The sequence below is a fragment of the Vibrio bivalvicida genome (assembly GCF_001399455.2).
Lineage (GTDB): Bacteria > Pseudomonadota > Gammaproteobacteria > Enterobacterales > Vibrionaceae > Vibrio > Vibrio bivalvicida.
Window position 1 is genome coordinate 107294 of sequence record NZ_LLEI02000032.1, and the last position, 15731, is coordinate 123024.

At 44.0% G+C, this 15731-nt stretch carries 14 protein-coding genes and 1 other RNA gene; 6 read left to right on the top strand and 9 right to left on the bottom strand.

Annotated features, from left to right (window positions below; genetic code table 11):
* Nucleotides 1-28 precede the first annotated feature (28 nt).
* On the top strand, nucleotides 29-793 hold the full coding sequence (locus APB76_RS11370; RefSeq protein WP_054961630.1) for a substrate-binding periplasmic protein: 765 nt from the start codon (nucleotides 29-31) through the stop codon (nucleotides 791-793).
* 44 nt (nucleotides 794-837) lie between these two features.
* Here the strand turns inward: APB76_RS11370 and APB76_RS11375 are convergent, their stop codons facing one another.
* Nucleotides 838-3003 (bottom strand): S9 family peptidase, encoded by a 2166-nt coding sequence (locus tag APB76_RS11375; protein WP_054961629.1) that lies wholly within the window; start codon nucleotides 3001-3003, stop codon nucleotides 838-840.
* A 659-nt stretch (nucleotides 3004-3662) separates the two neighbouring features.
* Between APB76_RS11375 and APB76_RS11380 the strand changes: the two genes are divergently transcribed.
* Nucleotides 3663-5618, top strand: a complete 1956-nt coding sequence (locus APB76_RS11380) for an alpha/beta hydrolase (RefSeq protein ID WP_054961628.1) — start codon at nucleotides 3663-3665, stop codon at nucleotides 5616-5618.
* A gap of 70 nt (nucleotides 5619-5688) precedes the next feature.
* Here APB76_RS11380 and ffs read toward each other — a convergent pair.
* The 3 genes from ffs to APB76_RS11395 all read right to left on the bottom strand — a co-directional run bounded on the left by ffs (nucleotide 5689) and on the right by APB76_RS11395 (nucleotide 8817).
* Nucleotides 5689-5785, bottom strand: an RNA gene (ffs, locus tag APB76_RS11385) — signal recognition particle sRNA small type.
* 127 nt (nucleotides 5786-5912) lie between these two features.
* Nucleotides 5913-7931, bottom strand: coding sequence for a GGDEF domain-containing protein (locus APB76_RS11390; protein WP_237767902.1), 2019 nt, complete (start codon nucleotides 7929-7931; stop codon nucleotides 5913-5915).
* 145 nt (nucleotides 7932-8076) lie between these two features.
* Nucleotides 8077-8817, bottom strand: coding sequence for a VP0952 family biofilm-associated protein (locus APB76_RS11395; protein ID WP_049843741.1), 741 nt, complete (start codon nucleotides 8815-8817; stop codon nucleotides 8077-8079).
* Nucleotides 8818-8866: 49 nt separating this feature from the next.
* On the opposite strand from APB76_RS11395, the gene APB76_RS11400 reads away from it, so the two are divergent.
* The gene (locus APB76_RS11400) at nucleotides 8867-9169 is read left to right on the top strand and encodes a DNA base-flipping protein (RefSeq protein ID WP_049843740.1); all 303 of its coding nucleotides are present in this window, start codon (nucleotides 8867-8869) and stop codon (nucleotides 9167-9169) included.
* Nucleotides 9170-9194: 25 nt separating this feature from the next.
* Here the strand turns inward: APB76_RS11400 and APB76_RS11405 are convergent, their stop codons facing one another.
* Nucleotides 9195-9623 carry a YbaY family lipoprotein gene (locus tag APB76_RS11405; RefSeq protein WP_049843739.1) on the bottom strand — a complete coding sequence of 143 codons (429 nt, stop codon included), beginning with the start codon at nucleotides 9621-9623 and terminating at the stop codon, nucleotides 9195-9197.
* Between the two features lie 226 nt (nucleotides 9624-9849).
* On the opposite strand from APB76_RS11405, the gene tesB reads away from it, so the two are divergent.
* Nucleotides 9850-10710 (top strand): acyl-CoA thioesterase II, encoded by an 861-nt coding sequence (gene tesB / locus APB76_RS11410; RefSeq protein ID WP_049843738.1) that lies wholly within the window; start codon nucleotides 9850-9852, stop codon nucleotides 10708-10710.
* Nucleotides 10711-10752: 42 nt separating this feature from the next.
* Here tesB and APB76_RS11415 read toward each other — a convergent pair whose 3' ends face one another.
* Together APB76_RS11415 and APB76_RS11420 are read right to left on the bottom strand one after the other, a co-directional pair.
* Nucleotides 10753-11784 (bottom strand): YHYH protein, encoded by a 1032-nt coding sequence (locus APB76_RS11415; protein WP_054961627.1) that lies wholly within the window; start codon nucleotides 11782-11784, stop codon nucleotides 10753-10755.
* Nucleotides 11785-11880: 96 nt separating this feature from the next.
* On the bottom strand, nucleotides 11881-12348 hold the full coding sequence (locus tag APB76_RS11420) for an Lrp/AsnC family transcriptional regulator (RefSeq protein WP_049843800.1): 468 nt from the start codon (nucleotides 12346-12348) through the stop codon (nucleotides 11881-11883).
* 123 nt (nucleotides 12349-12471) lie between these two features.
* Here APB76_RS11420 and APB76_RS11425 point away from each other — a divergent pair, with 123 nt between their 5' ends.
* The gene (locus tag APB76_RS11425; protein WP_054961626.1) at nucleotides 12472-13539 is read left to right on the top strand and encodes a PLP-dependent cysteine synthase family protein; all 1068 of its coding nucleotides are present in this window, start codon (nucleotides 12472-12474) and stop codon (nucleotides 13537-13539) included.
* Between the two features lie 82 nt (nucleotides 13540-13621).
* On the opposite strand, the gene APB76_RS11430 is transcribed toward APB76_RS11425, so the two are convergent.
* Nucleotides 13622-13942, bottom strand: a complete 321-nt coding sequence (locus APB76_RS11430) for a DUF1244 domain-containing protein (protein ID WP_054961625.1) — start codon at nucleotides 13940-13942, stop codon at nucleotides 13622-13624.
* 116 nt (nucleotides 13943-14058) lie between these two features.
* On the bottom strand, nucleotides 14059-14943 hold the full coding sequence (locus APB76_RS11435; RefSeq protein ID WP_049843734.1) for a Tim44 domain-containing protein: 885 nt from the start codon (nucleotides 14941-14943) through the stop codon (nucleotides 14059-14061).
* Nucleotides 14944-15137: 194 nt separating this feature from the next.
* On the opposite strand from APB76_RS11435, the gene APB76_RS11440 reads away from it, so the two are divergent.
* Nucleotides 15138-15728 (top strand): TetR/AcrR family transcriptional regulator, encoded by a 591-nt coding sequence (locus APB76_RS11440; RefSeq protein WP_049843733.1) that lies wholly within the window; start codon nucleotides 15138-15140, stop codon nucleotides 15726-15728.
* Nucleotides 15729-15731: the final 3 nt, after the last annotated feature.

Genomic DNA, 15731 nt, shown 5'->3' on the forward strand with positions numbered 1-15731 from the left:
GTAGGTAAGGTTCGTCAAGGTATAAACAATGAGTAAACTCACACTATCAATCCTACTGTTATCTTTCTCAATATTGTGTTCAGCTCATGCTAATGAAAGGGTGGTCAGGCTTGTCGTCGGAGACTGGGAACCATATACAAGTAGCCAAAACAACCCAAACTACAAAATTTCTGAAACACTCGTAAAGGCTGCATACGCGACACAGGGCTATGAAGTGCAAATAGATTACCACCCTTGGACTCGTGCTTATCGTTATGCTCAAACAGATAGATACGATGGTACATTTCCTTGGTTTAAAAACAGTGAGCGCGAAGAACTGTTCTTGTTTTCAAGCCCTCTGTTCGTACAAAAAATCGTGTTTTTCTATCACATGAATAGCCGCTTTGCCTGGCAAGATATCGCTGATCTCAACAATTTTCGGATAGGCGCAACCCAAGAATATGAAGTAACGCGTTTAATGCAGTCAAACGGGATAGAGCTTGAAGTTTCTAACTCTGATGATGTGAACTTTATTAAGCTTGGTAAATATAGAATCGACGCTTACCCTGCTGGACTTGAACGCGGATATTATATGATGGGTAACATCCTTCCTGCGATACAAATAAACCAGCTTAAGGTTCACCCTAAGCCCATAATTGAAAATGACATGTTTGTGATGTTTTCTAAGCAAAATATTAAGCGGAGTAAACGACTCAGTGAAGCACTGCGCATCGGAATCGAAAGTTTGATTGAATCTGGTGAGTATCAAGTGATCATTGACGTAGAGAAGCAGATTAGGCCGGAGTTTCCATAAAAATGCCCGCACAAGGCGGGCATACCGATAACTTGGTTACATTTTTACTCTTCGTTAAGCAGATCTAAGAAAAAGGCGTATTCAAGCGCGTCTTCTCGCAGACGCTTGAAGCGACCAGATGCACCACCATGACCCGCCTCCATATCTGTTTTAAACAGCAGCACATTATCATCCGTTTTCAGTTCTCGCAATTTCGCGACCCATTTCATAGGCTCAAAATACTGAACTTGAGAATCGTGCAAGCCCGTTGTCACTAACATATTCGGATAACTCTGCGCTTTGACGTTGTCGTACGGTGAGTAGCTCAGCATGTAATCGTAGTATGGCTTGTCATTCGGGTTACCCCATTCATCGTATTCATTGGTTGTCAGGGGAATAGACTCATCCAGCATGGTTGTAACCACGTCCACAAACGGGACATGGGCACCAATACCTCGATACAGCTCAGGTGCTTGATTTATAACGGCCCCCATTAATAAACCACCCGCAGAACCACCGACGGCAAACACTTTGCCTTTGGCACCATAACCGGCTTCCGTTAAGCCTTTAGTAACATCGATGAAGTCATTGAATGTATTTTGTTTGGTCAGTTTTTTACCGTCTTCATACCAGGGTCTTCCCAGCATTTCAGAGCCACGGATATGCGCTATCGCATAGACGAATCCGCGATCCAACAGGCTCAAACGCGCTGAACCAAAAGTAGGATCGATTGTGTGACCGTATGAGCCATAACCGTATTGATAGATAGGATTCGTGCCGTCTTTTTTGAACTTATCCTTGCGATAAACCAGCGAAACTGGCACTTTCTGCCCATCTCGAGCGGTGATCATGATACGTTCAGATTGGTAGTTATCAGCATCAAAATCACCAAGCACTGGCGTTTGCTTCATGATTTCGGATTCACCTGATTCTAGGTCGAAATCATAATACGTCCCCGGCGTCGTCAGACTACTATAGTAAATACGAACCTTTGAGCTATCGAGCTCTCGGTTGCCAGTCATGTAAGACGCAAACGCCGTGTCGTTAAAGGCTAATGGAAACTCCTTGCCCGTCGAAAGCTGACGCACCTTAACCGTGGTTAAGCCGTCTTTACGCTGCTCATAAACTAAATGCTCCTCAAACAGCGTAAAATCGACCAGTTGAGTTTTATCATCCGCGGCAATCACGTCCTGCCATTTCGAACGGTCATGCATCTGATCCTTATGCACTTTCATTAAACGAAAGTTCACAGCCTGATAGTTGGTGTAGATAAAATACCAGTCGTTAAGCTTGGCGATGCTGTACTCAATGCCTTCCTCTCTCGGGTAGAAAGGTTCAGCCTTGGCTTTGGGATCATTGGCGTCAATGACAGACACCCCACTTGTCTCTGTACTTGAGTGGAAGATGTAAACTTGTTCGCCGTCTTTACTCTTGCCTAAAGACATGTAATACGCGCTGTCATCTTCTTGGTAAATCAGCTCATCACTGCTTTGTGGCGTGCCTAGCACATGACGATAGACTTGGTAGCCCAGTAAGGTTTGAGGATCTTTCTTGATGTAGTAGAAAGCTTGATTGTCATTTTGCCAAGCCACACCGCTCGACGCCCCTTCAACTTCATCTTTGAGGTATTCGCCAGTGGCAATATCTTTGATTCTAATGGTGTAAATGCGGCGGCTCAGGGTATCTTCACCGTACGCCAACAAATTCTCATTTGGGCTAACGTACAAGCCACCCGTACTGAAAAATTCGTGCTCTTTCGCGAGTTCATTGACATCTAAGATAACGCTCTTATCTGTCCCTGAGTAATCTTTGGCGCGCTGATAGATAGGGTACTCATTATCGCCAGATACTTCGTTCGAATAGAAATAGCTCCCTTCTCTTACAGGAACTGAACTATCATCTTTTGCAATACGCCCTTTAATCTCTTGGTATAATTTTTGCTGTAGCTGTTCAGTGTGTTCCAACACCAAATCCGAGTATTGATTTTCTTTTTCTAGATGCGCCAAGATCTCAGGATCTTTTCGCTCGTCGTCACGCATCCAGTAGTAGTTATCTATACGACGCTCACCGTGATTATTAAGCGCATAGGGTTCTTTCTTGGCCACAGGAGCCGGAACTTGCTGAACCGCGAGTTCTAATTGAGGAGGTTGAGCCACAGTCTGAACTCCTTGATAACTGCACCCGGCAATAAACGCCACAGATACAGCTAATGTAGTTAAGGGAAAACGCATCTATCGATCCTTAAAAGCGTCCATTAAGCTGACTTATCCCACTCAGTGAACGCATCTGTAAAACAGCCTAGATAGTGAAGCACTACTGTTATAAAACTCAGCAACGACTCACCAATATCTTATATTTAACAAACAGTTACGCTATCAAACATACATTCAAGGTTCAAATGGTATGAACGGTTATTATGTTGAAAGTGAGCGATTACTGACAAGCTTGAATCTCACAGGAGTGGGACTTAACTCTATAGATACACATCATTTAAGTCATACATCGACCAGGTTTCTGTACCATATCCGAGCGAAATCCATAAGTTGGCCAATAAAAATACCTCATAGGCGCAAGCCTTGTATCTAAAGGCGAACCTGTCATCTTATGGCTAACTAAAAAACCAGTGCCATATTTCAGTGTTTATAAAAATCAATTTATCTCTTTATATCAAAATCTTAGTCAATCACCCTCACATCTAATATGAACATTAATGATCATTGCAGAGAATGAATAAATAAAAATTAATAACTATTAATGATCATTAGCAAGCATTCATTTTCCTCTCGCCATAGAGTTCCAGATAGCAACTAGGCGCATATAGGCAATTTTATCTATAGCGCAAGGAGTGCTAACAAGAAGAGTTCACAACAACTAGGCGAGAAGAAAAACTATGAAATTAAACAAGTTTGTATTGGGTATGACATTTTTGACGGGCAGTGCATGGGGTGCAGCGGATACCAATCACTGTAATCCATTGGCGAGCGATTCATGCGGTTTACCATGGCCAAGCAATCAAGCGTTTACAAAAGAGGATAGCCAGTCAGAGACTGGGGTTCGTATTAACATAAAGAATGCGGTGTTTTCCGACAGCTTTGTTCAAGAACTCCCTAAGAACTTTACCCCTGAAGATATTGTCAATGGTAAAACCGGATTCTCAGTTGCCGCTCCCGTACTTTTTGAATTTCACCAACCATTTGATGTATCAAGCCTACCTGAAGATGGTGGTAACACCGTTCAGGTTTTCGACTTCAGCATCGACCAAAACGTGCCTGTTGCTCCTTTATCCAGCAAGCCAGCGGATGTCAAAGACGACGATAGCCACGTACTCTCCGTCTACCCAAGAGCAAGATTTAACTATGGCAATACACACATTGCGGTGGTCACTAACAAGCTGAAAAGTGAAAGCGGTGAGCACTTCCATCCTTCCAAAGGAGTGAAACAAGCACTGAGCCAAGATGGGTCAGAGCTATCCAATTTCTACGAACCTTACATTGAGTATCTTGAAGCTAAGGGCATCGAAAGAGAGGAGATCCTTTCTCTGACCGTTTTCACGACTGTCACCAAGGAAGATGCAACCAAGCAATTCGCACCATTAAAGGAGCAAGTGCTTCAGACAGCACCAAAGGTTGAATTTGATTGGGATAACTCTGGCTATGTGCATGACAGTAATGAAGTGGTTTATTCGCTAAAGGGACGCTTGCAATCTCAGGATTTCCGAGACAAGCAAACAGGCCGAATCACCGATAAGTCACGTGATGTCTGGTTAGACTTTACTATCTTATTTCCTAAAGACGCGCTATCACACTCAACCCCTGTTGTTATCTACGCCCACGGACTTAATGGCAACCAGTCAAAAGCCAGTTCCATTGCGGCACCAGCGCTTGAAGATGGCCATGCTGTTATCGCCATTGACTGGGTATGGCATGGCTCCAGAGCGGAAGATGATTCTGGGCAAGTAAGTTCAATCATGACCCCGGAAAATGCGGCAGGCCTGCCGGGTGGAGCCGTGCAAAGTAACCTTGATATGCACACTCTCCTTAATGCAATCAACACATCTTTACAGGAGCTGGACTTCTTACCTTCGCCAGATGGTGTGCCTGACTTAGACAAAACTAAGATAACTTTCCTTGGAACTTCAATGGGCACGATTCTAGGGCACGGATTCCTATCAACTACCTCCGGTCAAGGCTTGAATGGTGGCTTCCTACAAGTACCCGGCACAAACTTTAGCCGCATTCTCACCAACTCGGTCACTTATACTATTGACACAGTGTCTTGGCAAAGTGTTGTCCCTGAATCCGCCAAGGGCTCAGAAGCCTCTCTCTTCTGGTCTATGATGCAGACAGAATTTGACATCGGCGAAGGCGTTAGTTATTTGGAAGATAAAACCACTCCAATTGGCATGGTATATGGTCTAAGAGACAGTCTGGTGCCGCCATATACAGGTGAAGCACTCGCAGAATTAGGCAATCTTCCGTTAATTGAACCTGTCCTTGAAACACGCGAGTATCTAGAAACAACACCTGACTATCGCTCTGGCGATGGTGCATTGCAAATCAATGGGGATCATTTGGTGTTTGAGAAAGAAGAAGCCATTGAAAGCTATAAACATTGGTTACTGTCGGTGACTAACGCTGACCCTTTGCCTAGATACGATTACGTCTTCCCTGAAAGCTTAGAAAGCTATCAAGCTGGCACTCAGGTTCTTCAGGAAAAAGATGGCAACATTTACCAATGTCTGGATGGTCAAGCCAGCGGCTATTGTCAGCAGTGGTCAGAATCTGCCAATCAATATGAACCGGGCGTCGGCTTGTATTGGGAAATGGCGTGGAAACTGGTTCCATAATTCAGATGACCTGAATATGAAGAAAGCCTGCAATTTATGCGAACATATATTGCAGGCTTCAAATGGGTGGAAGCCCCAGCCACATCCCGGCACACAAGTCACTCGCTGCGGCTGCTTCCTTCCGGACCTGACCGAGTTCACGAGCTATTGTTGCGGGAGGACCAGGGCCTCCATAGATTCTGTTTCCTTAGCGTCGCTAAGGAGTGGGAGGATTATCAAACATCCGCAGGGGTATTTCAAGTCTATTACAGCAGAAATCGCCCTATTTCGCTTCAACTGCTTAGTGAGTGACCATTAATTGAAGTAAAGGACGTTTTTATCGTCATTCAAATCTTCATTGGCAGACTGTTTCGACTGCTGTTTATGTTGATACATAGCCTCATCGGCTTCATTTAGAACTTCTTGTAAGCTCATAAATGTGCGCCTTGGCAAAGAGAGGCCAATTGCAATCGATACATCGAATGATAATTGCTGTTCTTGAGAAACAAATGGAACTACTTGAAGTTTGTCGAGTACATTACATACGCTTTGTTTCTTGGCCTTTCCAACCAAAATAAACTCATCACCACCGATTCGATAGCAACGTCCTTTCCATACTTTTTCAATGTGCGTAGCGACACTTTTTAACACTTGGTCGCCCACCTCGTGCCCATATGTATCATTAATTTGCTTGAACCTATTTACATCGAGATAGATGACCGTGAGATCAGCATTTACACCACTGATAAACCTTTGATGCATAGAGCGACGATTCTTTAGACGAGTCAGAGGGTCGGTATTTGATTGGCTGTGCAAGTACAATGAGACAATAAGCATAAATCCAATGACCATAACAAAAAGGATATTGCTTTTTCGAGAAAAAGCCTGCTCTGCTTGAAGCGTGGCACGCCAGTTCGGTTGATAATCGTAGCGCTCTATAATAGATGCAGTATCAAGCATTTTAATCGCACGAGTAAACAGTGGGGCTAAACTTGCGCCAACCTCATTTTTAGCAAAACCAATCGCGACATCAGAACGATAGAAACTGCCAATCATTTGGTCTTCTTCTAACGGTAATAAATCACTAGATTCACGCAACTTTTTGTTGAAGCTTGCCTGACTTGTCGCCATGTAATCTATCTCTCCCCCCAGCAAGGCGGTATACATTTGCTGCGAAGTAGCAAAAGACTTTAGCTCTTTATTGGGTAATAGTTGCGCAAGCAGATCAGCATAAAAATCATCTTTTAAGACGCCTATATCTTCAACGATCAGTTCTGACACATTGCTATAAACTGCATCTTTGTACCCTTCACGCTTGATCATAACGACTTCTGGAAAGTAATAAGGATCACTAAATTCCGCGATTTGCTTTCTAGGTTCAGACACGATTAAAGGGGCAATGATATCGATCCGCTTAGCGACAAAGTCTTGGTACATGCTTTCCCATGTTTCATCAGCTGCGCTGACAACTTGACATTTAAGTAGCAAAATTTCACACGCCTGTTTAACGACATCCGCACTAATGCCTGTCACTTGACCATTGTTATGGTACATCGCGTACTGTCCAACATGTTCAAGCTTCACTTTGTAGGTGCGATTGAGGTTTAAGTTGCTATCGATGACCGACTGGCGCAATGCTTGCTGACGAAGCTCGAACTGATATTGCTTTACTGATTGTCTCAGGCGTTTTTGTATTTCCGCGCTGTGTATATAAGCTTCGATGGATGTCAGCAAATCTCGGTGAACGTGCTTCGGCGCAATAATAGAGACAGGCTTTATAGACAGTTGGTTGTTTAACAACTGAGCATCATAGCCTGCTAGCAACATCGGTTTCAGTTGGTTAATCGCATCAACAATACCGTCGACTTTTGTTGCTTCGAGTAACGCTTTAGCCTGTTCGTGCCCAGTGTATTCAATCTGAGTAATATGCGGGTAATTAACCGCAATCAGCTCGCCGTATATTGTTCCTTCAGGAATACCTATGACATTCGCCGATTCTAAAGTGGCGTTGTGAGAACTGTATAGATAGGTAAACTCAATATTAGTCGGGCTAGAAAAGTCAAAATACTCCGCGCGTTCTTGAGTAAAGGTGACATTGGCAGCAAAGTCGGCTTGCCCGTGCTTTACTGCAAAAAGAATGTCACTAAAGCTTGGATAGTAAACATATTCAACTTGAAAACCGAAACGTTCAGAAACCGCGTCAAATAGGGTCCGTGTAACAAAATCATCGGCTTCAATTCCCACTTTATAGGCAGCACCACTCAGTGCAACTGGTGTAAACAGTACGCAAAAAATAAGCAGATTCGTTTGCCAGATTAGGCCCAACTTGCCCATAAGTCCCTTTTGAATAACTATATATATTCGATAACTTGCTCTTGAGATTAAAGCCCTGCCCAACCCGACCTGGGCGAATTTCAAACAATTCTGACACAACAAGTTGCCTATGCCAAGTGTGTGTTTAGTCAATACTAAAAGCTATTTATATATCTTGATTCTCTTCTACGCTGCGCAGAATGTAGTCTGTCATCCAAGCCGTACCCAATAAACAGATCCACACCACAAACACCGGATTGGGGACTTCAATACTTGGCGAGACCACCAGCGCTGCGAACCCAACCGTGGGTAAAGTCCAACAAAGTAACTTGCTCCAACGAAAAGTTTGCAATTTAGACAAGCTTTCCATAGAGGCCATGATTCCGGTGATACAAAGGGCAATCAAAGCCGCATAAGAGAGATCGGCTAACCATAGCGGCAGAATTAATCCAAGCGCCCACCAACTATGAGTGTTAGATGGTTTCCAGTGTGATGCCGCCCACCATATCACCGCGACAGCGCAAGTTTGAATTAAGGTCACGATGGGTTCTCCGGCGAGCTTACCGCCTGCTTGAGTGACCATAATTCCAATAAGCAAAGTAGCAACAATCAAAAAGCTAGTTAGAATCACACTTAGACTACTTCGTCGCGAAAAAGCCACCATAAGTAACGGGAACAAGACCCATAAACCAACAGAAAGTGTGATAGGCTGATGAGGAAGAGTGAGCCCATAGCTCGTCATTGCTGCCATTAATACTAGGCCAATAACGCCACCCTGAGGGAAAATCCAAAGCGCAGGAATGACCAGTGCTAATACCGGAATATCACCTTCGCTCAGGCTAATAGCTCGCGCACACACAACCGCTAACAAAGTTGTTACTAAGAATTGAAATGTTGAAAATACCATGCCCTCTCCCTATCCATTCCTTGGAAATCTGTACTAGGACACTGTCATTATGGACCAGTTTTTAATGCAAATCTTTGCAGTAATTCACCAAATTCCTTTTGGAAAAGTCAGTACTTATGGCGAGATCGCAAAATTATCTGGTTACCCAGGCTACGCACGTCACGTAGGTAAAGCGCTAGGCAACCTTCCGCCAGACAGTAAACTGCCTTGGTTTCGCGTTATAAATAGCCAAGGTCGTATCTCGCTCAAAGGAGAAGATTTAGTCAGGCAACGTGAGGCTCTGATTGCGGAAGGGATAGAAGTGAGTATTGATGGAAAAGTAAAACTAGGCAGATATCGATGGCAGCCATGATAACGCTGCCACCTAAGGTGAAGGGCTAATGACGCACCCCTACAAGGCGTAAATCAACATTATTCGTATACTCAGAGTCTGTGATAACTGGGTACATAGTATCTGTGATAAAGCGCAGTTTTCCATTGACCTCAATACGAGCGCTCACGCTATAGCGGTGGCGAGGATCGATTTTTGACGTATGGTATGCAAGATCAAATTTAAATGGAGATTGCGCACCATTGGTTTCAAATCTATGTTTAGCGATGATCTTTGCAGGTGCATCGGCTAAAGAAACATCTTGCAAAGTCACTGTAATCAACGCACCTTTTGGCAATGCAATTCGCTCTCTGTAGGCAACGGTCCCCGTCACAGTGTCGACTTTGTTTTCAGTCAGAGTTGATGGCGAAGACTGACACCCTACTAGTACCGACCCCACAACCAAAGATGCAAATAATACAAGTACCTTTTTCATAAAGACTCTCTTAACTATTAGATTTTCAAGAAGTATAAGTAGCCTCTATACGTTTGTCATTGCAATTTGATGATTATTGACAAGACTTTAACTATGTTGAGTTTCAGATGACATTGGCACTTGTTGACCCTTGAAAAGCAAACTGCACCTCAAATCAAACAACTGTTTTATTTGTCACTAAACTGAGTAAAATGCCAAGTAGATAAGAATCTTTAAGGTAGAGAAAATGAGTAAACCTCTAAGTGAATTGCTAGACTTGCTCCAATTGGAAAAGCTAGAAGAAGGCCTATTCCGAGGCCAAAGTGAAAACCTAGGGCTTCCGCAAGTCTACGGCGGTCAGGTAATTGGTCAAGCTCTGTCTGCAGCACGTTACACAGTGGATAAGGATCGTACGGTCCACTCATTTCACAGCTATTTCCTCTACCCTGGCGATCCAGAAAAACCGATTGTCTATGATGTTGAAAATCTGCGCGATGGTCGTAGTTTTAGCACTCGCCGTGTGAAAGCCATTCAAAATGGCCGTCCCATTTTTTACCTTACCGCTTCTTATCATGGCGAAGCACCTGGATTTGAACATCAAAACACCATGCCAGAAATTCCGGGGCCAGAAAATTTTTCTTCAGAATCTGAGCTTGCGGAGCGCATTGCTGACTTTTTACCGGAAAAACTCAAGAAGACGTTCTGCGGCGAAAAACCGATCGAAATGCGTCCTGTGACGGTCGTGAACCCTCTTAAGCCAGAGAAAGTAGATCCTAAGCAATATCTATGGATCCGCGCCAATGGCGAAGTACCAGACAATCAGCTGATTCATCAGTATTTGCTAGGCTATGCCTCCGACTGGGGGTTCTTAGTGACCGCGCTGCATCCTCACGGCGTTTCTTTAATGACACCGAAATTCCAAGTTGCGACTATTGATCATTCAATCTGGTTTCATCGCCCATTTAAGATGGACGAATGGCTGCTTTATGTTATTGAGAGCCCAACAGCAAGCAATACCCGAGGCTTGGTGCGCGGTGAAATCTATAACCGCAATGGTGATTTAGTCGCATCAGCAGTCCAAGAAGGTGTGATGCGATTCATCGGGTAACACACCAACCGTCAACTATGGAGCCTCCATTCGGGGGCTTCGTTAATGCGAATGTCCATGAGAGCGTTCAGCACTAAAACCACTAAAACTTGAATTAACACTGCCCTTGAAACAGTTAATCACCCAAGGAAAAGTATCTGTTACGTAGTAACCATACTGACCATTGACTGTCATCCCATTGCATTCATCTAGATCGCCTAAACCCGCAGAGTATTCCCAATCGCCACGAAACTGACCATCATAATTACTGCTTACAACATTGCCACCAACCACAGGTGCGGTATAACTTCCTACATCGACACGCGCGCCTGTTTTTAGATGATAACTTGATGCTGCCTTTCTTACCTGATTGGTCGAAGTATCTAAGAAACAACTGCCATAGATTGGGAAACCATCGGCGGCGAATCCAATCACCGGAGACGCCTCTCCCCCCGCGCAATCTTGAACAAACATGGCCACTGGGTTGCCATGGTAATGATACTCCCCTGTCGGCTGTACATGGGCATTGTGAATATCTGTACCAAAGCCATTGAGTGATGACATTGGGTCATACCGCCACGGGTTACTTATCTCACTTTGACCGCAACCTGTGCGTTCATTACCAACGCCATAACAAGCAGCGGCAAGTAAATCGACCTTCACACCATTAAGTAAAATGGCTTCAGAAGTCCCTAAACTCAACGCGGTAGTCGACCCCGAAAAGCTCGGTGAAGCGGTAAATTCATAATAGGTTGACTGCTCTGAAACATTGGTCGCGAAAGAGGCAGAGGCATCATTAAAATCATGGTTAGGAATCGCGTTAGATTGAATAATGCAATGACTACCACTGGAAGTGATCTGTGTTTGGCCAGTGTAAATTAGCAAGCGTTGAAGATCATTGACTGTGGAGAAGAAGGTTCCAAGGTATTGCTGACAATCACCAGAAAGGTTAGCAAAAAAGAGATTGGTGATGTTGTTGCCTGACACAGAAGGCGTCGAAGATGACTCTCCCGATTCGTCTCCTCCGTTACAGCCACTGAGCAATAGCGCTGCCACGGCAAAACCTAGGGGGTTAGTTGACGGTAATGCTGACATTTTATTCATCCTTGTTATGTGTTCTTTCCCAAAGATTAGTCACAACTAGCACGATTAAAATGAGCTTTACCCGTCTTTACTCTGCCATACATTTCTTTACGTATGGCATATTGGTAATGCTGTCGTATATTTCAATGGTTCCATCGCAAAAGTTGAAGTCACGTTAGAGATTCCTTCTACCGAATTAACCAATTTTTTGTAAAAGTGATCAAAGCATTGCATGTCTTTAACCAATACTTTCATCATATAATCGTACTCTCCAGCCATCCGATAGAATTCCATCACCTCTGGAAACTGCGAAGCGGTCAAGACAAATTGGCTATACCACTCATGTGAATGGTCGCTCGTTTTGACTAAAACAAAAGCGGTGAAGGAAAGATCAAGCTTTTCCGGATTCAATAATGCAACGCGTTTTTGAATCACCCCTGCCTCTTCGAGCTTTTTCAGTCGTTTCCAGCAAGGTGTCGTGGTTAAGTTAACGGCTTCAGCCAAATCGTTCAGTGACAAAGTCGCATCGTTCTGCAATAGATCGAGGATTTTTCGGTCAGTCTTATCTATTTCCATATCGAAACACACCACAAAAGAGAAATATTTTCTCCAAATAAAGCAAATTACAACAAAAATAGCAAAGCTTTTCTCCATTCAAATAGGTAAATTAACCTCATAACGATTCTAAGGAGAAACCCGATGTGTACAGACCATAGCTGGATTAACAACGCTGTTCGTAAAATTGAAGCCGATTATCAGCGTAGTGCCGATACTCACTTAATTAAGCTTGACCTACCTAGCATTGACGGCATTGATATCTATCTAAAAGATGAAAGTACACACCCAACAGGTTCTCTTAAGCATCGCCTAGCGCGTTCACTTTTCCTTTATGCGATTTGTAATGGATGGGTCGGCCCTGAAACGACGATCATCGAATCATCGTCAGGTAGTACTGCTGTATCAGAAGCTTACTTTGCTCGCTTGCTAGGCTTACCATTTATTGCCGTTATGCCAAAATCCACTGCACGTAAAAAAATTGAACAAATTGAATTTTATGGTGGTCAAGCGCACCTAGTAGATCGCTCGGATCAGATCTATGCAGAATCTCACCGCCTAGCTCAAGAGCTAAACGGTCACTATATGGATCAGTTTACTTACGCAGAACGTGCGACAGATTGGCGCGGCAACAACAACATTGCCAACTCTATTTTCAGCCAAATGGAAATGGAAGATCATCCAGTACCGACATGGGTTGTAATGAGCCCTGGTACAGGTGGTACGTCAGCAACAATTGGCCGCTTTATTCGCTACCAGAAACACGACACCAAGCTATGTGTTGTAGACCCAGAAAATTCTGTGTTTCACGATTACTACAAAACAGGCAATAAGAACCTAACTGGAAATTGTGGCAGTAAAATTGAGGGTATCGGCCGCCCTCGTGTTGAGCCAAGCTTTATTCCAGGTGTCGTTGATGAGATGCGCACAATTGCCGATGCCGCTTCTGTAGCAACCGCACACTGGCTTGAGAAAATTCTAGGCCGTAAAGTTGGCGCTTCTACTGGAACAAACCTCTATGGTGTTCTGCAGTTGGCAAGTGAGATGAAAATGCGCGGTGAAAAGGGCTCGATTGTTACCTTGTTGTGTGATAGTGGCGAACGTTACTTAGATACTTACTACAACGATGAGTGGGTAAAAGAGAATATTGGCGATACACAGCCCTATACAATTAAACTCGAAGAATTCGAGGCAACAGGCCAAATTAGCTAACCATCACATCTAGCAACAACAGTTAACTCGGCTTAAAAAACAACCGCCACTCTAGGAGTGGCGGTTTCGCAGATAACAGTATTTAATTTTGATTTTGGCGCGCTTCAAACGCCGCCAGTTGCTCTGGCGTCGCTTTCGGTTGGTGGTTTTGTTTCCACTCATCGTAAGTCATGCCGTAAACACGCTCACGTGCGTCATCAATATCCAGCTCTAAACCTTGTGTCTCAGCTTCAGCTTTATACCACTTGCTAAAGCAATTTCGGCAAAATCCGGCCAAAATCATCAAGTCTATATTTTGCACGTCTTTATTGTCATCAAGATGGGTTAACAACCGACGAAATACCGCTGCATCAAGCTTGTCTTGCTCTTCTTGGGTTAGATTTTTGTATTTAAATTCAGCCACTTTACTTACCTTCTCGTCATTGTTTTTGTCTTAAAATTGTATCAGTCTCGCGCTGTAAAGCACATACAAAAACGCCCGAGCAAATCGCTCAGGCGTTTATTACACGACATGACTGTTTAAGCTTGGATACCAACAATCAACCATGGCGCATTTGGTGTTGTTAGGTCACGTTCTAAGTGCCACACGTCGGTAATATCTTCTTCGACCCCTTCTTCGGCATCGCGGTAACGACCACTAAACTGTAGGCTTAGCTGAGCTTTACTTGCGTCGAAATCTGCGCGAACAATTTCTGCATCAACATACATAACATCCGTATGCTGTTCACCATCTAGCTTCGCACGCTCCGATATCAGGTCTTGATACAAACTTGGCGACACGTATTCTTCGATTGTTTCAAGCTGGTTGTGGTTCCATGCACCTTGCAAAATTCGGTAGTGCTCGCGAGAACCATTAACGAATGCAGCTTGGTCGAAGCCCGGTGGGTAGTTGTGAGGGACGTCTGTTTGCGCACCGAAACCAAAGCCACCAGCTTGCGCTCCGCTATTTTGTGGTTGCTCAAAGTTGTGAACATTTGGCTGTTCAAACTTAGGCGTTGAAGAACCGCCAAAAGCAGGCTGCTGGCGATTCTGATTCATACTGCCTTGCTTAGCACCAAGCATACCTCGCATCAGTTTAAAGATAACAAAGGCAATTAGACCCATAATCAGGATATCCATAAACTGGATACCTTCAAATGCGCCACCGAAGAAAGCAGCGAGCAAACCACCCGCAAGCAATCCACCTAGTAGACCGCCCATCAAGCCTTTCTTACTTGAGCTTTGAGTTTTACTGGTTTGTTCTTTACCAATAGTGTTGGTGTTCTTTTGTTGCTGTTTTGGCGCAGGCGCTGTTTTAAAACTTTTGCCAAATGATTTACCGCCACCAAACTTCTTCGCTTCTGCAATTGGCGTGATCGCCACAGAAACCATAAGTAAAGCAACAAGGGAAAAGAGTCGTTTCATATTCTTCCTTTGAGGATCCTATTAAGGTTATCAATTTATTCTTATTAATCTATATTAACCCTACTAGTCTTATAATCAAACCAAAACGTCTCCGACACATGTATCAGAATATTGCAATTTACCCTTACTGCGGTTGACGATATAGGTACTGGCTCATTAGAATATTGAACATTGTTCATTTTAGAATACTTATCATGGCCCGAAGAAACGATCATACGCGTGAAGAGCTTATCGCGCTCACGCTTAACACCGTCAAAGAATTTTTAGTAAGTAATACCTATCACGAGTTAAGCTTGCGGAAGATTGCGACAATGATCGGCTATGTACCAAGTACTCTGGTCAATGTCTTTGGCAGCTACAACCTGTTACTTCTCCACGCAGTTGCCCAAACTCTCGACGAACTTTCAGAAGAAGCTAAAGCTGTGGTTTCCCATTGCCAAGACCCTAAATCAGCTTTGTATGAACTCGCCTACTGCTACCATGATTTTGCTCAGCGCCACCCACATCGTTGGCAACTAATCTTCGAACATAATATGAATGGTGAGACGCTCCCCGAGTGGCAAGCGGAACGCATTGATTCGATGACCGGAATGCTGGAGCAACTTCTCCAGGTTTTAGCTCCTGAACGAAGCCCAAAAGAAGTGCTGCAAGCAAGCCGCGTGCTTTGGTCTGGAGTACATGGGATCACGCTGTTAAGTGTCGACGATAAATTTTTCGCAGCAGAGCCAATTGATGGAAAGGTGCTGATAGAAAACTTGCTCTCTAATTACTTAAATAATTGGTAATCC